We start from the raw sequence: 19,410 nt of genomic DNA on the forward strand, positions 1-19,410 counted from the left end.
GCACAGGCTGCCGCCTTCCCAATAAAGACTGAGACGACGTTACTCGTTGCCCCATTGGTTGAGGAAGTTTGCGACGTCATCAATACGTTTTTCATTGATGCCTGCTTCGCGGGCCATCTCTTGCTGCGCCTCTTCGCTGATCTCTTCATTAGCCATTAAACGGGTGATGAGCAACTGAAAATAGTGTGCCAGGGGATCGCGTTCTGACTCGCTCACCGGCTTCTCGCTTTCCGTCGAATACTCATCCACGATGTCATAAAATTTAAGTGGTATTTCGTTGTTCATAAGTCGTTCCCTAAGTCCTGAGCCAGTTGATACTGCCGATGTGGCTTAGATAATAGCAGTCTTATTTTACTCCCCGAGCGAAAATCGCCGGATGAATACGGAAATATCTAAATGGGGCAGTAAGTCGTGCCGGCATGCGCTATATCAATCGTGCGATGTCGGCACAGGGGCAGTCTGATGATGTCAGACTTTGAGCATTTTAACTGTGGCTTCGACATCTATTTCATCTTGCGAGAAGATTAACGTCGTGCCCTGGAAGGTGGTGATCGCCAGTTTTTTTACCGCACGCATTTCGCCTGGTTTCGCGGCGGATTTCGGCTTGATATTGTTCATCAACAGACCCACCGACAGGACAGCATTTTCTTTATCAATGCCGGTTTCAACAGGCATTTCTTCACTGAACACCACGAAAGACTTGATCGAGGCGAGTTTAAGGCGCTCGCCTGCGATATAGATGTATTTGCTTTCCGGGATGACTTTGACCGCATATGCCGACAATCCTTTATTGTTGGTGGTCGGTTCGAAGGTCACCGCTGCATCTTTCTTGATCAGATCAGGGTTGGCGACCTTAATCACATGAAAGTACCGGTTGTCGCCGTTTTCATCTTTGATAAATCCAAAACCTTTATCTTTAAACCACGTTGTGATCGTTCCGTTCATCGCCATTACCGCCTGATTAATCGTTTATCTACTCAATTTTTGCAGCGCGCAGTGTAAAGCACAATGCGCGCGCAGACTACGTCTTTGGATTAAGTGTGGGTGATAAACCTGGCGGAGGCGAGGGCGGGGAAGAAAAGGCAAAACGGTTGATTAGGGGGCGAGGTGATGCGCTAAAGCTTGCGAGCTTGTAAGATTGGTTCTCGCGCTCTATCGCCAGGAACGGGCTGAGTCTGATAATCCGGGAATGTGAATTTCTGCATTACATCCAGTGGCGCGATTGTTTCGTGGTGGTGGCTGTTTTTTCCGTCGTCCGCACCCTGGCGGCTGATGCCACATTTACTGTGCAACCCCGCGCTGCGTTAAAGAATATATCTGTCATATCAGATATATTCTTTAACGTGATTGCGAACTCCTCATGGTGTTATTTCCTTTTCTGAAATGCAGTGCCAACAGAGTAGAACCTAAGTGAGCATCAACAGGGCGGGATAATCATATCCCATTCTGACAACTTTTTTTCTGCCTGAGAATTCACTCAAGCAAAACCCCAATGATGAATGAGAACGGAAAAATGGGACTTTCTTTTATGAGTGAAGAAGAAATAAAAACACGAATTGCGAATTATCCTATTGTGGATAAATAATATTTATAATATTACAAGGAATTAAATTCATTAGTCATTGTTTTTATTATAAAAAATAATTAAACAGATGAGTTATCTACAATGTCTTTTTCGCGAAGTCATTCGCACTCCCTGCATTCGTTTTTTCTTATCTGAGGCTTAAATTTACTGCGACTTGCGCAGTGACCATCTCGTGCTGAAATATCCGTAGAAAATACATTGCCTGTTTCTATAACTAACAAAGGTAGGTTTACAATCAAAATGCACTGTTTGTAAAATAGTGTAAGCTTAGTGGGAGGGTAATTATCCCTTTAACTGGTATAGCAAACTTCTTCGGGCGCACGCCGCGAAAGTCGTTTTTCCCATTACACACAGTGGATGAGTTAATAACGTTGAAAAGCATAACGGAATTGAAAATGGGTTATACAAAGGTAATCTTTTGGCTTCTGTTAACCCTGTTTCTCATACCAGCAATCACATTAGGTTTTGCTGAATACGGGAGTAAATCACTCAATCAGGAATACACACAATTCTTTATTGAGGATGCACAAAAACAACATCAGGATGCCGATAAACTCGCCGGGTTCCTGCAACAGAATCCGCCTTCAAGCGTCTGCGGTCCGGTTGACGAAGATCTGCTCAACTACAAAAAAGCAGTCTGTTTACCGGGCTCAGAGCTCTGGCAGTTTTACATGATGGGCAACGTTGCATTGTGGACGTTGATTGCCGGCGGCATTGTACTGCTGATGATCGTGTTATTCAGCGCGCTGGCCTTCAGGAATCGCCGGAGTCAACTGTTAAGCCTGATGCTGGCGCGTCCATTCCTGATGCTCGCGGGTTCACTTGAAGTGATTGTGCAAGGTGGGATGCTGGTATGGCTCTCTTTCTGGGGAACCGCCTTCTTCACGCAAACCTACTATCCAAAACTGGTTATAATAGTGGGATTGATGGTGCTGGGCGGTATCTATTACATCATCAAAGGCATCTTCAAAAAGCTTCCGCCTGAGGAGAATATCGAAGGCGAAGTGGTAAGCCGCGAAGCCGCCCCTGCACTGTGGTCAAGAATTGATGCGCTGGCTGCCCGGGTAGGAACAACCCCGCCGGACCATATTGTTGCCGGTATCGACACCAATTTCTACGTGACAGAAGCGCCGATGCGCGTAAATGACCATCTGTTAACGGGCCGTAAACTGTATGTCAGTATACCGCTGTTGCGTCAGCTGACCCTCGCGCAGGCCGATGGCGTCATGGTGCATGAGCTGACTCACCTGCATGAAGGCGATACGGCGTCGGGCGCGTTACTGGGGCCGAAGCTGCACCGTTTCGATCTCTATATCGCTCTGATGAGCGAGAATGTGGCCACGCTGATTGTCTACTATCCGCTTTATCTGTATCGCATGCTGTTTGAACTGGCATGGCAGCGCAACAGCCGTGAACGTGAGTTCGTGGCCGATCGCAATGCCTCTGCGCTCATCTCACCTGCTGCGATTATTGAATCCCTGATCAAGATTTCAGCCTATGCCAGTTATCGCTATGAGGTTGAGCGCAATCTCTTTGAAAACAATGCGCTGCATGAGAGTGAACTGGGGATCCGTAAAACCATTGCAGCCGGTTTGCCTGCGCATGTGAATTCCCCTGGTTTTATCAGCACCATGCGTGAACAGAATGTGCCGCATCCCTTTGATTCACACCCCCCCCTGGCTGAAAGAATGCGTAACGTTGGTTTTTCCGTTGAAGAAAGCGCCTATTCCTCGGTGGCAGCGGAACTCCCGACGGAGAGTTGGGTCGATTTAATGCCCGTTGCCGACAACATCGAACAGCAGCTGTGGCAGAAATATGAACGTGATTTCTCGTCTAACCATGAAGAGAGCCTGGCATGGCGCTACCAGCCCACGGGCGAAGCCGAGACCGCGCTGGTTCTTAAGTATTTCCCCAATGTTCCCTTTACACTGAAAGACGGTTCGCAGATCGAAATCACCTGGCAGGGCATTGTATTGCCGAAAACGGCTGAGCTGCTGGAGTGGGATAACGTTAAAAATATCAACGTGCTTCGAAACTTTGGCCGGGATACGTTGCATGTCCAGCATGTGCAACCGAACGCCCACGGCAAAAAACGCAGCAAAATCCCTCTGCCGGGCCTCAAGAAAGAGATTGATAGATTCAAAGGCGTGCTGGCCTGGTACTGGCATCGCCACCAGACGGCACGGTCAATACAGGCACAAGCTCAGACGCTGGCTCAGCACGACGCATAACCGGTGGCTCAACCCTGTGACAGGGGTTGAGCTGCAATCGTTATTGCTCATTAACGTTCTCAAGGTTCGACCGTATTTAAAACACGACCAGAAGTGTCATTCCCGCTAGATTAGTAACCGTACTCTGCGCAGGCTATATGCCGATAAAAACCTGCCATGACGCATGATGGGTTACTTTTCTTGATAGCGGAGAGCGGGAATGGTGAAAAGCTGATGTCATTCCCCTGTTGCTGTTGCATTTGTGACTAACGCAGGATGGAGTTAATAACGGTCGCGCCTGGCTGTGAGTTCAAGGTCACCCGATTCAGCTCCCGACACTCAGGTCTTCGCGAGTGGGCCCTTGAAAGTAGATGCTACTTATATGGCAACTACGCGGTTGAGACAGCACAAAACGAATCGTTTCCCAAACCGATCGCCCATTCATTAGACGTTCCCCCATTCTGGATTGACTCTCGACAAACGTATCTAATCCTGTGAGTTCGAAATCCGGCGGGTACAACCCGGTTACACGGATATTTTCCCCGGACAACTGCTGTGACAGTTTCGTTGTAAACCCACTAAGCCCGTGTTTGCTGGCGAAAAAAGCAGGATGCGCAATGGAATCGGTAAAATTCGGTACCCCGCATGAAGAGATAATCGAGACGATATCAGCACTGTCAGAACGTCTTAACCCGGGCAGCAAGGCTTGAGTCAACAGAATCGAACCTGTCAGGCCTGAACTGACGGTATTGATAATTTCTGTGTCAGGCTGATCGTCTAATCTCCCGGATAACCACTGCGCGGCATTGAGGATTAAAATGTCTATGGGCTTATCTGCGGCCAACAGCTGTGAAGAAAACTGAGAAACGGATTCAGGCCGGGTTAAATCACAGAGATACCCTTTTGCAGTGCCGCTTTCAGCCGCGATGATGCTACAGGTTTTTTGAATATCCTCTGCCCGCCGCGCGCAAAAATCCACCTCGACACCCTCTCGCGCCAGCCACACGCTCAGCGCCTGGCCAAATCCTCCGCCTCCACCGGTAATAACCGCTCTTTTACCTCTCAGCATCTTCCTGCATCCTTTTGTTAATGGCTCTGTGTGGATGTAGATATACAGGAGGAGGGGGAGTGACTTCTTTCCGTGAGTGCTATTTGTATATGAGGAATATGAATGCGACGCACCGCAAACTGATAATGGTCTGCCAGCGGAGTAGTTGCGTCCATTTGTGGCGCAGAGCGGTTCAATAAGTGTGTTGCGTCTATCGGCTGAACTCACAGCGAGAAGCGAGCATCCCAACCAGCGAAAGGTCGTAAAAAAACCGCCTTGCGGCAGCTTAGACATGTGATTAAGAAGTGGCGCTTGCAAGTCGTGCTGCAAATCCAATAAAGAACATCCCTACCAGCGCGTTTCCGATTGCAGATAGCCAACGATTGCCTTTAAGACGACTAAGCAGATAGGAGCCGCAGAAAACGAGAAAGCCGAAATATACGAGAGTAATTGCGAACATCACTGCTGCAAGAATGATAAACGCCATCCAGGAGTGCTCAGCCTGAACATTGATAAACTGGGCGAAGAAAGAGATATAGAACAACAGCGTCTTTGGATTCAATAGCGTAACCAGCATTCCGCGCCCGATGATCCCTCCCGCATCAGCTGAAGATTTTTTTTCCTTACTCGTTTCGACGACTGGCTTAAACACGGTGCGTATCGTTTGTACACCGAGATAGAAAAGATAAGCAGCGCCTGCGTATTTGATAGCGTTGAACAGGGCAGGCGTTGAATTGATAACCGCCGCCAGCCCACACCAAGCCAATAGAACCAGGATTACGTCGCTCAGGAGGATTGAAAATATTGCAGCAAAACCCCGGCTGATACCGCTGGTAATACTCGTTTTAATCACGAACATGGTTTCAGGGCCAGGCGCAAGGACGATCAGCGTTGCACCAAGCAGGTATGTCCAGAAGTTAACGACACCAAAATCAGCAAACATCTTCCCTCCAGTTCTCTCGTTATCAACGAGGCCATTCTAACTAAAGTTGCGTTAATGAAAACACATCACCGCGACTTTCAAGGCAAAGCATGTCCACTCCTGGCAACCTACGGAAAGTAAGCCTGCTCACTGGGGGGGCTGGGGCAGAGTTTTCTGGCGTACCAGTAATCGTATTTGCTTACCACGATAGTTAACATTGTCCTGAAACTGAAAACCAAAGCGCTCAGCTAGATAATTTGAACGTTTGTTCTCTTCATCAATAATACAGCACACTGGAGAGGAAAATGTCTCATCGGCCCATTGTAAAATTGCGCCCAGCGCTTCAGCCGCATAACCTTTGCCACGTACTTCTGGCATTAACGTCCATCCCGCTTCAGGATATTCCAGTGCAGGCGTGATCTCACGATGAGCATTCATAAAGCCAAACGAACCCGCATAACGGTTGGTTGATTTTTCAAAGACAGCCCAGTAACCATAACCCAGCATCTGCCAGTGCCCGATATCGCGTAACAAACGGGCCCAGACCGTTTCTGCAGTCGGTTTTTCTCCGCCATTAATCTTAACCATTTCCGGAGTGGCCCAGCATTCCTTGAGCGCCGGGAAATCTTCAAGCGTGTATTGCTTTAAAATCAGGCGCTCTGTTTCAAGCTGTGGCGCTTGCTGTATCAGCATTGTTTACCCTTTTAGTGTGAGTTTTATGATTCTTCTAAATTACCACCGCGAGCGCGTTGTTGGCGAAGAAATCGGCAATGTCTGCCGCATTAAACACGCTCTGAACTTCTCTGTTTCAGTTATTTACTGCTGGCAGACTGTGGACCACGGTAATCACCGCCAAGCGCTTTAATCAACGTGATATCGGTGCTGAGCCGCTGGGCCTGGATATCCAGCAGTAAAAGCTGCTCCGCGATAGCCGGACGACGCGCTTCCTGCGCCGCATAGTTGCTGATAAGTCCGCGCTGATGGTGCGCGCTGGCGCTGCGGGTGGTTAGCATCGCCGCCGTCACTTTCTGCTGCTGCAGCGCGGCCTGCTGGTTCAAATCATTAAGCTGGCTGGAGCTAATCGCCACGTCGCGCACCGCGTCCAGCACCGCCTGGTTATACTGTTTAATCAGTATATTGCTCGCCGTACGCGTCGATTTCAGGTTGGCGTTTAAGCGCCCGCCGTCAAATAGCGGTAAATAGAGCCCCGGCAGTATATTGATCTGCTGGAAAGAGGACTTAAACAGGTCGCCGACGCTTAGCGCGTTGTAGCCCCAGAAAGCCTTGATATCGACGTGCGGGTAAAACGCCGCTTTTGCCGCGTCCACCTGGCTCATGGAGGCGCTGACATAACCGCGTAGCGCCTGCAGATCCGGGCGGCGAGCCAGCAGCTCAAACGAGAGCGAGTCCGGGAGTGTCTCCTGCAGGGTCGGCAGCGCTACAGGGTGGATCTCCGGCAGGCTATGCGCATCGGCGCCGATGAGCGCGCGCAGCGTTTCCCGATACTGCGTCAGCGTCCCCTGCGCCGTAATCACTTGCTGCTGCGCCGCCAGGAGCTCGGCCTGGGCATTGGCGACATCAACGCTATCCTCGACGCCGCGCGCGGTACGATGCTCATGCGCCTGCACCGAGAGGCTGGCGATAGCCTCCAGTTGATTGAGTAATTCAATTTTCTGAAAGGTTGCCTGCATCGCAAAATAGAGCTGAGCCACGCTACTGGCGAGATCCAGTTCGATACCGGCGGTCTCCGCCTGGCGGGCATTCTTTTCGCCAATCGCGGCGGCAACACGGGCGCGGTCGGAACCCCAGAGATCGATATTCAACGTTGCGCCGACCCCGACCGTATTCAGCGTGTACCACGGGCCGTTTTTATCCACCGGCAGGGAGAAGGAGTAGGGCCAGGTGAACTGTTTATTGGTCACCCGCAGGTGGTTTTGCGCCGCCACGGCGGTGGCCTGTACGCCCATTGCCGATTGCGCCAACTCCACCGTGGACTGCGATTGCGAAATCCGTAGCCGCGCGGCCTGCATGGTCGGGGAGTTTTGCAGCGCGCGATTGACCAGCATATTAAGCTGGGGATCCTGATAGCCTTCCCACCAGCGCGCCGTCGGCCAGCCGCTGTTCGCCAGGTGGATCACCTGCGCCAGCTCGGCCTGCTGCGGATTAACCAGCGGAACCTGGCCGGGATCGTCCTGAATTAACGCGCACCCGGTTAATAACGTCAGGGCGAAGGCAAGTGCCGGTGAGCACCAGACGCGCGGGGAAGGAGTAATGTTTGTCATGATCGGGCTGCCTGTCGCGGAATAACGGAAGTCGCAAATGACCACGTCGGAAGCGCGGCCAACGCGTTGAGCAATGGCGCGCCAAACGGGTTCGCCGGGTCCGGGTGAAGCACTTGAGGGGTTATCGCTGTGCTTTGTTGCTGGTCGATATCGGCGGCGTAGCCTTCAAGCCGCCCGGCGCAGCGGGCTAAAAAGGTATCCTCCGGCGTGGCGTACAGGCGATAGCCTTCGCTGAGACGCAGGATCTCCTCTGCCTGACGGAATGTCGCCCGTACCGGCCAGTTTTTCGCATCCGGCCACGGATGCGCGTAGGTTGCCAGCGGCTCGGCGGCAACGCGGTTGAGTAATGTCTCGCTTTCAGTCAGCGCAGCAAAGAGTGGTACCAGTTGCACTTCATCGTTGCGGGCAGAGAGGGTTTGCGCCAGTTGCCGATAGAGCTGCGCCAGCCGCGCTTTGAGCTGTGGCGCTTCACTATCCGGCCATAAATAGAGATGAACAATAGAGGAAACCAGCACGCCAAGCAGGATCCCGATAACCCTGTCGCGCAGCTCGGTAAGGTTGCTGAGCGGACCAAACCAACTGAGAAACGCCAGTGCAAAGGTAAAGCCTATCTGGATCCCGGCGTAGGCAATGCGTTCCGAACCTGCCGCAATCCACGCGGCCAGCGCGAAGACCGGCAGGGTCATTGCCAGCAGCCCGCTTAGCGAGTCGGTCCAGGGCTGCACAAAGACAATCAGGATCAGCGCAATCAGCGTGGCCAGCAGCGCGCCGCCGATGCGTAGCCACGTCTTTTGCAGGGTGGCGCCCAGACCCGGCTGGGCGACAATCACACAGCTCAACATAATCGTGTGAATGCCCTGCCAGTCGGCGGCGGTGTAAAAAACATAGCACAGCAGGGTAGCCAGCAGCGTTTTCAGGGCAAAGTGCAGATAGGCGGGATTGGACCACGCGTCCGGCAAAAGTAGCGGCGCTTTTTCCACTTCGCCCCGCGGCAGCGGGATGGCTTCGCCGCGTGCCAGTCGCGCCAGAACTGCGGCGATTTCCTGCAAAATGGCGCTGTTGGCACTCTCGCGCGGGATCACCAGCGGCTGGCAATCCGCCGCCGTGGTGGGCAGATTATCCGCCAGCGCGTTCAACTCGCGGGCTAACTGCTGACGCGCATCGGAATGGTCGTTGCCCGGCTGTAGCAGGGTTATCAAATGATAGCAGCGCAGCGCGGCGGCCATCAGCGACTGCCAGACCTGCGGGCTGGCGGCAATCTCCGGCGTGGCGCGCGTGGCCTGCTGATACAGAGACTGCAGTTGGTTAAATTGTTCGGCCAGCGCTTTGAAAGTAGGTTGCCCATCGTCGGGATGGGTAAGGGCCCGTGCCGTCTGGCGCAGCATCACCACCAGCCGGGCTTTGAACTGATAGCCGGGAAAAGCCTGTCGGAAACAGGCATTGACCAGCAGCGTCACCAGAATGGCGGTGTTAATCGCCACCCACAGCCACATTAGCAGGCGCACCAGAATTTCACTCTGGCTGGTCATTGACGGGAAGGTCTGGGCGTAGATGACCGCCAGCGCCACCACGAAAAAGGCCATCCCCAGCTTACCCAGCACCCGCATCAGGTAAATTGCGCAGAAGAACAGAAACACCGAGGCAATCAGACGAATGAGCGGATAGTCATAGGTCCATTTGATAATCAGCAGCACACCGCCCAGGGCGACGCTGACGGTGACTACAAAAACCACGCTGACCAGCTTGATCATCAAAATATTAGGCTGGCTGACGTAAAACACCACGATCAGCGCGACGGCGAGGAAGGGGATATGCAGCGTCATAAACAACACAATCAGCACTGCGCAGCTCAGCGTCAGGCGTAGGGTGTAGTTCGCCCGTCCCGGCGCATCGCGGAGTTCCCGGGTCAGAAACGACCAAAAGCTTTGCATGCCGTCTCCTTATTGCGGCTGCAGGACGGCGCTGGCGGAAGCGCCCATACGAAACAGATTCAGATCCGGGTCTTTGACGGCAATTTTGACCGGGAAACGCTGGGAGACATGCACCCAGTTAATACTCTTCTGGATGACCGGCAGGCCCTCAATCACGCTGCCGCCATCAGGCAGAACGCCGGTGCCGACCGAGTCGACGACGCCCTCGAAGGTGCGGCTGTGGTTGGTCATCACGGTGATTCTGGCCGGGACGCCGGGGCGCACGTTCTGCAAGTCGGTTTCGCGGAAGTTCGCCACCACGTACCAGTGGTCATCATCCAGCAGGGTAAAGACCGGCTTAAGGGCTGAGGCATACTGCCCGACCGTCGTTTTCAGCGCCACCACCACGCCATTAAACGGCGCGCGGACTTCGGTAAATTCGAGATGCAGTTCGGCCAGCGCAATTTGCGCCAGGATCCCCGCGCGCTGCGCCACCATGGCATCGACGCCGGTCACGGCGGCGGAAGCCTGTTTGGCCTGCAACAGCGTGGCCTCCAGCTCGGCGCGCGCCGCTTTTTCAGCCGTTCGCGCCTGGTCAAGATCCTCCTGTGAGGCAAACCCTTGCGGAACCAGCGGTTCAAGACGTATGCGTGACGAGGTAGTCTGTTTAACCAGCGCTTTAGCGCGCTCGACGGCGGCGCTGACCGACTGCGCGTTGTACTCCTGCGCTTTGATCGTGCGCTGGGTCAGCATGATCTGCGCATCAAGCGTGGTCAGTCGCGCTTTGGCGTCATCAAGCATCGCCTGGTAGGGGCGCGGGTCGATGCGGAACAGCAGATCGCCTTTTTTCACCCGCAGATTATCGCGAATCGGCATCTCGACGATCCGCCCGCTTACTTCCGGCACCACGTCGATGGTATCGGCATAAACATAGGCATCGTTGGTTTCCGGTGAGGTTTGCAACTGCCAGATAACCAGAATCAGCGCCACGATAGCGGCAAGAACGAGCGCCAGCAGGGGCCATTTTTTGCGGATAACGCTTGAGCGGGATGGAGTCATAGGATTGGATTTACGAAGAACAGGAACCACAAAATCGTGGCGAACAGGAACATCAGCGCCAGATAGCTGAAGACCAGCGGAGAAAATCGCGATTGCCATCCTTTACGAACGATCAGGATATGGCAGGGAATAAGTAAAAGCGCAGCGCCTGATAAACAGAAGAACCAGCCGGGAAATACTGCGCCTAATACCGGAATCGCCGGGGATAATGAGCAGCCGGAGAGTGTAAACAGCGAGAATAAAAGCGTAGGGCGCGCCAGTTTTATAATGCGATTCAACAATCAATACCTGAGTGCTCGTGTCATGGTGAAATGAGTTTAATCTCCTTGATTGTGAAATAAAAGTAACTCGTCCGGTATCCGGAGCAGAACTTCTCTCTTTCGCTGGCTACATGGTTTGGCGAGCATTTCACCACTGGTCCGGGAAGGTGATGCTGGCTTTAGTGAAACCGGCGCACTTTGCAATGTTCTGCCCAGCCTAACATTAAGAACAAGGTTGAAGCAGCATCATGCCAGCGCGGCGCTATCGCCGTGAATATAAAAGTAAAACAATATGGATTGTCCATGTTTTAATTCCTATATTCAAAGCATTACAAAAATGCCGTTGGCATTCTTTACACCCTAACTTTATATGGCTCACCTGGCTATGCATAACACCCTGTATGAAACATTGCTGGAAGCACCAGGCCCGCAAGGCTCTCTCAAAGGCACTTTACTTAGCCCCTGTCCGAAGCCAGAACATGTCATTCTGATTATTCCCGGTTCCGGACCCACTGACCGCGACGGCAATAATCCTCTTGGGGTTAATGCGTCAACTTATCGGCTTATGGCGGAAAATCTGGCGCTAAAGGGCATTGCAACGTTGCGAGTGGACAAGCGTGGAATGTTTGCCAGTTCAGCGGCGGTAACGGACGCAAACGCTGTGACCATCAATGATTATGTTGATGATGTTTGTTCCTGGATAACGGTATTGAAACAGCAACTGGAAACCCCCTGTATCTGGCTGCTCGGGCACAGTGAAGGGGGAATCGTCGCACTGGCCGCGGCGCAGGAACCTGATGTCTGTGGTCTGATGCTGGTTGCAACACCCTCGCGCCCGCTGGGGGAAGTGTTAAGAGAACAGCTTAAAGCCAATCCGGACAATGCAATTCTGCTGGACGATGCGTTTTTTGTTATTAACGAACTGGAGCAGGGTAGGCGTGTTGATGTTCAGAATATGCATTTCGCTGTCCAAAATTTATTTTACCCGGCGGTGCAGGGATTTCTTATAAACATTTTTTCCTTTAACCCAACGCATCTCATCGCGCGAATGCCTAAGCCAGTACTGGTATTACAGGGGCAACGCGATCTCCAGGTTCCGGAACATGATGCCCGACAGCTTAAGTCAGCCAATCCGAATGCAACCCTTGTTCTCTTGCCGAATGTAAACCATGTCCTTAAAGCGGTAAATTCGGACGACAGGGGGGAGAATAATGCGGCTTATACAAACGCGTCGCTTCCCCTGGCGGCCGGAGTGGTCGACGCCATTGCGCAGTTTCTGACGCATAACGCAATACACCATTAACTCGCCTGGCGGGCATGAGATGCATCAACGGTTGTTTTTCGCGGCATGAGGCCAGCAAACTGATGCCACAGGTAAAATCGTCGGACTTGCTGGCGGTACCGGAAGCATGATGGACAAGCTCGGCATGACACAGGTCATTGACTGTATCGAAGCGCAGAAGGATGAGGACATTGGAATCATTAAAAGCAGGGTGTAACGCGAAAAAAATCGCCTCCGCGATAGTTTTTTCTTTTCTGTTTGTTCTTTTATCGGCGTGCAATGATATGAAAAAGATAGAACCGGAAAAATATTTTACGGGTTCGCAACTGATTTTGGCGAAGGCTATTCAGGCGGCAGATCGTGAGGCCATTCTCCATCTGGCGAAAGAGACTGACCTTAATAGACCAGGGGCTGAGGAGCTGACACTTTTATTTTTCGCAATGAATGAGTGTTTTTACAATAATAACCCTCCTGAGCGATTGCAGATCATAACGGATTTGGTTCATGCAGGAGCAGATCCCCTACAGCCGCAAATGAATATGCCGGGTAGCCCCGCTGAGGTTGCCGCAAAAGGTGACAAGGACATCTGGTTGAAGGCGATGCTCGATGGTGGGCTGGATCCTAACGCCAGGGATAAGTTGCATCATGAGGCCCTTATTTTTTCGACGATTAAATCAACAAATAATTCAACGCTGGCGCTGCTAATCAAGCGGGGAGCCGATATCAACACTCGAGACTCCTTAGGCCAAACGCCGCTTGTTGACGCTTTTTTTAGATCAGAATTTGAGAAGGTTTTTTTTCTGCTGGACAACGGTGCTGATCCCAATCCGGTGAATAAGCAAGGTCGTTCCTTCAGGCAGATGGTTGATTTTGAACTTCAAAGGATCAAAAAAGGCAGTGAATATTACGATAATTTATTGAAATTAAAAGAAAAAATAGACAGCCTGTCTCAGTGATGTGCTGGAAAGAGTGAAGTGTGGCGCAGGCGCTGTAACCTAAGGGACGGAGCCTGCGCCACACCCTCCGTGAAATTCCCCCACTCGCCAGTCATAAAATGCGCCTCGCCGTACCAGGGTTATGAATGCGCAACATCCGCGAATTTTCGCCCATCACCCATAACCCCCCGCAGTGCGGTTAATTCTTCTTCTGTTTGCGCTGCCAGATAATGCCACCATCATTCAGCGCAGCCAGTGCCAGTTCGCGTGAGAGAGGCGGCCTCATCGACCAGCCCACCACGTTACGGGCGAAGCGGTCGATAACGACCGCCAGATACAATCAGCCCTGCCAGGAATGGATATAAATGATGTCGGCGACCCAGACCTGATTGGCCCGGACAACACTAAACTGTCGCTGCACGCGATTAGGGACAACCACTGAAGGTCGGCCAGCGATACGGTGCGGCGCTTTATAACCGCGCACCGCTTTGATTTGGTTTAGTGGCATAATACGGCCCACCCGATTTTTGCCTGTGTGCCGATTTCCCTTGGGCATAATCCTGGTCCAGGCAGGCGACTTTAGGCGCCGTTACTTTAAATTACTGCAAGAGTTTATATACTTCTGTATCAAACCGGGCAGGATGTTGCGAGCCAGTAGGCTTTCTGCTCACCCACAGAATAGCCTTTTTGTTAAGGATAACAAATGCATACCGATAAATGGTATGGTGTGTTTCAGGAGTCGATATCGTGACAAATTACATGTCATTGACTTACATTTTCGAAGAAAAAGTTGCTCCATGGCGCTTTCCCTTTATTGTCCGTCCCCATCTTGCAGTGCAAAGAATCAGAACGATGCCCCCTTCTTCGCTGAGCTCGATGTTAAGCCGTCCGAATTCACATCAGCCACAAAGTGGAGCAAATCCTTATCAGGCTGGTCGGGACATTCATACTGTCGCCACTGTGGATATTGAGCGTGGCACGATGGTGGCTATTGATGATAGCTTTGGTTTGTGGTCGCCCGCCGTCGCTGTGTTCTTCATTGATAATGAGGGATGCCTTCAACTGTATTCGGCGACGCTGCCTGATAATTATCCGGTTAGCTCTATCATCCGTCGATATGAAGAAATGGTCAGCACATTTGGTAATCGCCCCGCGCCAACAGATATTCCTCTAAGTCAACTTAGTCGTGCTGACACAGCTATGCGAGGTGAAGAACCCAGTGCGGGCGGTGGCCGTAGTAGTCGAATAAATGAGCCTGTCCGCCCGCTCACAAAAGCTGAGCGTTGGCAGGAGAGAAAAAATCTCATCAGTAAAGGCCGGCGTAGTGTCTATCCCGATGCGCAGACCGCTGCTAACCGGCTGGCTGAGAATAATATCGCTGTCGAAAAGGCAAAGCTCGCTCAGAATGTCTATGGCCGCGCAGGGCAGACGATAAATTCATTTGAAACCATGCCGGATGTGCCTGAGGGGTGGTTTGATATCAGTAATGATGATCAAGCGTTAGCCTCTCTGGGCTTGAAACGCGAGATGTTATTTGACCAGCCGGTTGACCCTAATTTTTTTAGCCGTGTTTATGCCCCTGATAAATATGTCTTCGGGGATGATATGAACCCAACAGTTGTTTTTCGGGGGACGCGGCCAGAGGTGATGCAAGACTGGGACAACAACTTCAGTCAGGGCGCAGGATTCGACTCATCCTATTATGAAAAAGCCGTAAATATTGGTCGTATGATCTCAGAGAATGGTAGCAAAGCCGACATTGCGGGCCATTCTCTTGGCGGTGGTCTGGCGTCTGCTGCCGGGATGGCCAGCGGCCAACAAACGTGGACATTCAATGCTTCGGGGCTCAATCCTGGCACAGTTGAAAAATATGGCGCCCAGCTGATGGGTGATGGCTCTGCGATAACGGCCTACAGAGTCAATGGTGAGGTACTGACTAAGCTTCAGGAAGTGAGTGTTACGGATCTGATTGATGCGAATTTTGATCTGTCTCTTTTTGCAGCGAAAGTGGGTGTCTCAAATATGCTCCCTAATGCCATAGGTAAAACCGTCGGACTTGCTGGCGGTACCGGAAGCATGATGGACAAGCACGGTATGACACAGGTCATTGACTGTATCGAAGCGCAGAAGGATGAGGACATTGGAATCATTAAAAGCAGGGTATAACGCGAAAAAAATCGCCTCCGCGATAGTTTTTTCTTTTCTGTTTGTTCTTTTATCGGCGTGCAATGATATGAAAAAGATAGAACCTGAAAAATATTTCACTGGCCCGCAGCTTATTCTGGCTAAGGCTATCCAGGCGGGAGATAGTGAATCTGTTATCCGCCTGTCAAAAACAACCGATCTGAACACCCCGGGAAACGAGCATTTTACCCTGCTGTTTTTTGCTCTGAATGAGGTTATGTATAACGGCAATCCGCAAAAAAGGTTAGATATTGTCACGGAGCTTGTACGTGCAGGAGCGGACCCCCAACAAGCACAACCGAATGCGCGCGGCACACCGGCCCAAATGATGGCAATGGGTGATAAAGATATATGGCTTAAAGCGCTTCTCGACGGCGGACTTGATCCTAATTCTCGGGATAAATTACTCAATGTTCCTCTTATCTTTTCAGCGCTAAGTGCAAAAAATACAGCCACGCTTGCGCTTTTGATTGAACGGGGTGCCGATATTAATACCCGGGATATCCTGGGTAACACGCCGCTTGTTGACGCTTTTTTTAAAGCCGACCTGGATAAAGTTTCCTTTCTCCTGGACCATGGAGCAGACCCTAATCCAGTAAATAAGCAAGGTCGTTCCTTCGGGCAAATGGTAGACAGGCACTTAGGACAGATTAAACAGGGTACTGAGTACTACGATCGTGTGGTGAAATTAAAAGAAAAAATCGACAGCCTGTCTCAGTGATGTGCTGGAAAGAGTGAAGTGTGGCGCAGGCGCTGTAACCTAAGGGACGGAGCCTGCGCCACACCCTCCGTGAAATTCCCCCACTCGCCAGTCATAAAATGCGCCTCGTCGTACCAGGGTTATGAATGCGCAACATCCGCGAATTTTCGCCCATCACCCATACCCCCGGAGTGCGGTTAATTCTTCTTCTGTTTCCCGGCTCGTGAGATGCGTTGCCAGATAATGCCACCATCATTCAGCGCAGCCATCGACGCCAATTACCCGGTTTCACCTCTGTGTTTTTTTGCCGACAGTGGCAGGGGGCTGGCGGCCAAAATAGTGATGAAACGTAACGTTTAGCGTATGTTTTCGTATGAGTAGGTTTCTGCTCCCATAAATGCTGATGCTAAAAATTTCAGCCGTTCCGGTAACGCGCCAACAGGACGTTTTAATATGCTTACAGATAAAAAATTTCGGTTATATCACCCCCTAAAGGGGATTACGCATACTTTCGGTGACGAGTGGTTTGCGTTGAAAGCAGAAGCCTTCGCACGTTTTTTCGGTACGCCGACGTTTCTGATTGGACAGACTCTCGCGGTGATCGTCTGGATTGCCCTGAACGTTTCCGGCGTCGTGAAGTTTGACCCCTATCCCTTTATTTTACTGAACCTGGCATTCAGCATTCAGGCGGCTTATGCCGCTCCGCTGATCTTGTTGGCACAAACCCGCCAGGCGGAGCGCGATCAGGCGCATGCCCTGGCGGATGCACAACACCGGGAAGATCTGGATGACGCAATGACGAAGCGCCAGTTGTTAGCCGAGGAGCAGTCGGCACACTTGTTGGAATTGCTGAAACAAAATACGCAACTGACCGAGCTTACACGGCAAATGGCTGAGCGTATCGAAACGCTCACCCTGCAGCTTGCGAAGCGTGAGTTTCACGGACCGCAGTCATAATCTTCTGCTGGCGTGCGGGAGGCAGTGGGTGGTTATCGCAGTTATCCGATGACGACGCTGACTGGAACACGATGCTTCTTTGCTGAGGCCATAAAAAGCATGTTGAATGTCTCAGGGAGTCAAGGGGACAGACTCAGTCACCGCATCGACGCGAAAGCATCAAAACAAAAATGTGCTTAAATCAGAAAGTACCCCTCAATAAGGCAAAACCCTCACAATGACATCTCAGGAACTCAGTTTGCACGTTGAAACATCCCGATTGCGCCTTCGTCCCTTACGGGCAACAGACGTCGCCGATCTGTACAGAATTTACGGCGATCCCGCGACGAACACGTTTAATCCCGCCGGACCATACCCGGACATTGACTACGCAAAAACGGTTCTCATTCGCTGGCTCGACCACTGGCAAACTCATGGGTTCGGAAACTGGGCAATATCGCTGCTCGATCATCCTGACAAAGTCATTGGTTTTGGTGGGCTGAACATTCGTCGCCAGGGCGACATTATGATTAATAATCTTGGCTATCGATTCTCGACGGATGCCTGGGGAAAAGGCCTGGCTACCGAATTTGCTACGGTTACGCTGAGATATGGATTTGAGACTATCAAATTTAGCGAAATTTCCGCTGTTGTAAGAGAAAACCATCTGGCTTCGCGTAAGGTGCTCATGAAAACGGGGCTACGCTATATCAAAGAAATCAATGATGTCAAAGATGCACCGCCAAGCCTCCTGTATTCACTGACCGTGGATGAATGGCTGAGCAATTCCAGATAAACCCGTCTGTCTTCACTTCTGTTCTGAACGTGACGCGGGCGTTGATGCCGCCCGATGAATGCCTTCCGGAAAGATATCCCGAAAGGCAGAGTCAGTAATTGTCGGCATTCGCGGGTACATATAAAGCGCTATGAATCCTTTCGCCGCTCTTTTTAAGCCAGTCCTGCCCCCGCTAAAGGCTTGCAGACATAGACGGTCTCTTTAATCCCGGTTTTGGCTTCGTACTGCGCCGCAACGGCCTCTTTCACCGCTGGCACCAGTGCTTCCGGCACCAGCGCGACCACGCAGCCGCCGAAACCGCCGCCGGTCATGCGCACCCCGCCTTTGTCGCCGATGGTGGTCTTCACAATCTCCACCAGGGTGTCGATTTGCGGCACGGTGATTTCGAAATCGTCACGCATGGAGGCATGCGATTCCGCCATCAGGACGCCCATTCGCTGCAGGTCGCCTTTTTCCAGTGCGTCGGCAGCCTCCACGGTACGCGCATTTTCAGTCAGCACATGGCGGACGCGCCGGGCAACCACCGGATCCAGTTCGTGCGCGACGGCATTGAACTGATCGATATTCACGTCACGCAGCGCTTTTTGCTGGAAGAAACGCGCCCCGGTTTCACACTGTTCACGGCGGGTGTTGTACTCGCTGCCCACCAGGGTGCGTTTAAAGTTACTGTTGATGATGACGATGGCGACGCCCTCCGGCATGGAGACCGCTTTGCTGCCCAGCGAGCGACAGTCGATCAGCAGTGCGCTGCCTTTTTTACCCAGCGCCGAGATGAGCTGGTCCATGATGCCGCAGTTACAGCCGACAAACTGGTTTTCCGCTTCCTGGCCGTTCAGGGCGATTTGCGTGCCGTCCAGCGGCAGGTGGTACAGCTGCTGAAACACGGTGCCGACCGCCACTTCCAGCGACGCGGACGAGCTCAGGCCCGCACCCTGCGGCACGTTGCCGCTGATAACGAGGTCCGCGCCGCCAAACGTGTTGTCACGTTTTTGCAGATGTTTCACCACGCCACGCACATAGTTCGACCACTGTTGCGAAGGGTGGGTCACGATGGGGGCGTCCAGCGAGAATTCATCCTGCTGGCCGTCGTAGTCGGCGGCGATAACGCGCACGGTACGATCTGTCCGCGTGGCGCAGCTGATGACGGTCTGGTAATCAATGGCGCAGGGCAGCACAAACCCGTCGTTATAATCGGTATGTTCGCCGATCAGGTTTACGCGCCCCGGTGCCTGAAGGGTATGGGTGGCAGGGTAGCCAAATTTTTCAGCAAACAGGGACTGTGTTTTTTCTTTCAGACTCAT

The 19,410-nt window shown here is 52.1% G+C and carries 17 protein-coding genes and 1 pseudogene; 7 read left to right on the top strand and 11 right to left on the bottom strand.

The features are described from left to right. Positions 1 to 39: 39 nt before the first annotated feature. Positions 40 to 285, bottom strand: coding sequence for a YmjA family protein (locus tag L2097_RS05320; RefSeq protein WP_047370106.1), 246 nt, complete (start codon positions 283 to 285; stop codon positions 40 to 42). 183 nt (positions 286 to 468) lie between these two features. Then, positions 469 to 951: a cold-shock protein gene (locus L2097_RS05325; protein WP_250352280.1), complete on the bottom strand. Its 483-nt coding sequence runs from the start codon at positions 949 to 951 to the stop codon at positions 469 to 471. 1,029 nt (positions 952 to 1,980) lie between these two features. On the opposite strand from L2097_RS05325, the gene L2097_RS05330 reads away from it, so the two are divergent. Further along, positions 1,981 to 3,816: a M48 family metallopeptidase gene (locus tag L2097_RS05330; RefSeq protein WP_250352281.1), complete on the top strand. Its 1,836-nt coding sequence runs from the start codon at positions 1,981 to 1,983 to the stop codon at positions 3,814 to 3,816. Positions 3,817 to 4,120: 304 nt separating this feature from the next. Here L2097_RS05330 and L2097_RS05335 read toward each other — a convergent pair whose 3' ends face one another. The 7 genes from L2097_RS05335 to L2097_RS05365 all read right to left on the bottom strand — a co-directional run bounded on the left by L2097_RS05335 (position 4,121) and on the right by L2097_RS05365 (position 11,294). Beyond that, positions 4,121 to 4,864, bottom strand: a complete 744-nt coding sequence (locus L2097_RS05335; protein WP_250352282.1) for an SDR family oxidoreductase — start codon at positions 4,862 to 4,864, stop codon at positions 4,121 to 4,123. Between the two features lie 277 nt (positions 4,865 to 5,141). After that, positions 5,142 to 5,786, bottom strand: a complete 645-nt coding sequence (gene leuE, locus L2097_RS05340; RefSeq protein ID WP_250352283.1) for a leucine efflux protein LeuE — start codon at positions 5,784 to 5,786, stop codon at positions 5,142 to 5,144. 126 nt (positions 5,787 to 5,912) lie between these two features. Continuing rightward, positions 5,913 to 6,458 carry a GNAT family N-acetyltransferase gene (locus tag L2097_RS05345; RefSeq protein WP_047370111.1) on the bottom strand — a complete coding sequence of 182 codons (546 nt, stop codon included), beginning with the start codon at positions 6,456 to 6,458 and terminating at the stop codon, positions 5,913 to 5,915. Positions 6,459 to 6,577: 119 nt separating this feature from the next. Continuing rightward, positions 6,578 to 8,047, bottom strand: coding sequence for an MdtP family multidrug efflux transporter outer membrane subunit (locus L2097_RS05350; RefSeq protein ID WP_085007068.1), 1,470 nt, complete (start codon positions 8,045 to 8,047; stop codon positions 6,578 to 6,580). Further along, positions 8,044 to 9,978 (bottom strand): FUSC family protein, encoded by a 1,935-nt coding sequence (locus L2097_RS05355; protein ID WP_250352284.1) that lies wholly within the window; start codon positions 9,976 to 9,978, stop codon positions 8,044 to 8,046. Before L2097_RS05355 ends, L2097_RS05350 begins: the two co-directional genes overlap by 4 nt. A gap of 9 nt (positions 9,979 to 9,987) precedes the next feature. Next, complete coding sequence (mdtN, locus tag L2097_RS05360; protein ID WP_047370114.1) at positions 9,988 to 11,016, bottom strand: multidrug transporter subunit MdtN; 1,029 nt, start codon at positions 11,014 to 11,016, stop codon at positions 9,988 to 9,990. Further along, positions 11,013 to 11,294, bottom strand: coding sequence for a YtcA family lipoprotein (locus L2097_RS05365; RefSeq protein ID WP_250352285.1), 282 nt, complete (start codon positions 11,292 to 11,294; stop codon positions 11,013 to 11,015). Before L2097_RS05365 ends, mdtN begins: the two co-directional genes overlap by 4 nt. A gap of 367 nt (positions 11,295 to 11,661) precedes the next feature. Between L2097_RS05365 and L2097_RS05370 the strand changes: the two genes are divergently transcribed. Together L2097_RS05370 and L2097_RS05375 are read left to right on the top strand one after the other, a co-directional pair. Then, positions 11,662 to 12,579, top strand: a complete 918-nt coding sequence (locus L2097_RS05370) for an alpha/beta hydrolase (RefSeq protein WP_250352286.1) — start codon at positions 11,662 to 11,664, stop codon at positions 12,577 to 12,579. A 170-nt stretch (positions 12,580 to 12,749) separates the two neighbouring features. Further along, entirely contained in the window at positions 12,750 to 13,514 is a 765-nt protein-coding gene (locus L2097_RS05375; protein ID WP_250352287.1) for an ankyrin repeat domain-containing protein, read from the top strand. Between the two features lie 193 nt (positions 13,515 to 13,707). Here the strand turns inward: L2097_RS05375 and L2097_RS05380 are convergent. Further along, positions 13,708 to 14,025 (bottom strand): annotated as a pseudogene (locus L2097_RS05380) (DDE-type integrase/transposase/recombinase); the annotation flags it as partial. A gap of 215 nt (positions 14,026 to 14,240) precedes the next feature. Between L2097_RS05380 and L2097_RS05385 the strand changes: the two are divergent. The 4 genes from L2097_RS05385 to L2097_RS05400 all read left to right on the top strand — a co-directional run bounded on the left by L2097_RS05385 (position 14,241) and on the right by L2097_RS05400 (position 18,109). After that, the gene (locus tag L2097_RS05385; protein WP_502799288.1) at positions 14,241 to 15,659 is read left to right on the top strand and encodes a Tle-like phospholipase domain-containing protein; all 1,419 of its coding nucleotides are present in this window, start codon (positions 14,241 to 14,243) and stop codon (positions 15,657 to 15,659) included. Further along, on the top strand, positions 15,634 to 16,398 hold the full coding sequence (locus tag L2097_RS05390; protein ID WP_250352288.1) for an ankyrin repeat domain-containing protein: 765 nt from the start codon (positions 15,634 to 15,636) through the stop codon (positions 16,396 to 16,398). The genes L2097_RS05385 and L2097_RS05390 overlap by 26 nt, the downstream gene beginning before the upstream one ends. Before the next feature lie 432 nt (positions 16,399 to 16,830). Beyond that, positions 16,831 to 17,334 carry a DUF1003 domain-containing protein gene (locus L2097_RS05395; protein WP_250352289.1) on the top strand — a complete coding sequence of 168 codons (504 nt, stop codon included), beginning with the start codon at positions 16,831 to 16,833 and terminating at the stop codon, positions 17,332 to 17,334. A gap of 238 nt (positions 17,335 to 17,572) precedes the next feature. After that, positions 17,573 to 18,109 (top strand): GNAT family N-acetyltransferase, encoded by a 537-nt coding sequence (locus tag L2097_RS05400; protein WP_250352290.1) that lies wholly within the window; start codon positions 17,573 to 17,575, stop codon positions 18,107 to 18,109. Positions 18,110 to 18,261: 152 nt separating this feature from the next. On the opposite strand, the gene galK is transcribed toward L2097_RS05400, so the two are convergent. After that, positions 18,262 to 19,410 carry a galactokinase gene (gene galK, locus L2097_RS05405; protein WP_250352291.1) on the bottom strand — a complete coding sequence of 383 codons (1,149 nt, stop codon included), beginning with the start codon at positions 19,408 to 19,410 and terminating at the stop codon, positions 18,262 to 18,264.

The sequence above is a fragment of the Citrobacter sp. MNAZ 1397 genome (assembly GCF_023613995.1).
Taxonomy (GTDB): Bacteria; Pseudomonadota; Gammaproteobacteria; order Enterobacterales; family Enterobacteriaceae; genus Phytobacter; species Phytobacter ursingii.

Excerpts from the sequence above, each read along its gene's own strand:
- L2097_RS05320 (WP_047370106.1), bottom strand. The coding sequence starts at position 285 with ATGAACAACGAAATACCACTTAAATTTTATGACATCGTGGATGAGTAT.
- L2097_RS05325 (WP_250352280.1), bottom strand. The coding sequence starts at position 951 with ATGGCGATGAACGGAACGATCACAACGTGGTTTAAAGATAAAGGTTTT.
- L2097_RS05330 (WP_250352281.1), top strand. The coding sequence starts at position 1,981 with ATGGGTTATACAAAGGTAATCTTTTGGCTTCTGTTAACCCTGTTTCTC.
- L2097_RS05335 (WP_250352282.1), bottom strand. The coding sequence starts at position 4,864 with ATGCTGAGAGGTAAAAGAGCGGTTATTACCGGTGGAGGCGGAGGATTT.
- leuE (WP_250352283.1), bottom strand. The coding sequence starts at position 5,786 with ATGTTTGCTGATTTTGGTGTCGTTAACTTCTGGACATACCTGCTTGGT.
- L2097_RS05345 (WP_047370111.1), bottom strand. The coding sequence starts at position 6,458 with ATGCTGATACAGCAAGCGCCACAGCTTGAAACAGAGCGCCTGATTTTA.
- L2097_RS05350 (WP_085007068.1), bottom strand. The coding sequence starts at position 8,047 with ATGACAAACATTACTCCTTCCCCGCGCGTCTGGTGCTCACCGGCACTT.
- L2097_RS05355 (WP_250352284.1), bottom strand. The coding sequence starts at position 9,978 with ATGCAAAGCTTTTGGTCGTTTCTGACCCGGGAACTCCGCGATGCGCCG.
- mdtN (WP_047370114.1), bottom strand. The coding sequence starts at position 11,016 with ATGACTCCATCCCGCTCAAGCGTTATCCGCAAAAAATGGCCCCTGCTG.
- L2097_RS05370 (WP_250352286.1), top strand. The coding sequence starts at position 11,662 with ATGCATAACACCCTGTATGAAACATTGCTGGAAGCACCAGGCCCGCAA.
- L2097_RS05395 (WP_250352289.1), top strand. The coding sequence starts at position 16,831 with ATGCTTACAGATAAAAAATTTCGGTTATATCACCCCCTAAAGGGGATT.
- galK (WP_250352291.1), bottom strand. The coding sequence starts at position 19,410 with ATGAGTCTGAAAGAAAAAACACAGTCCCTGTTTGCTGAAAAATTTGGC.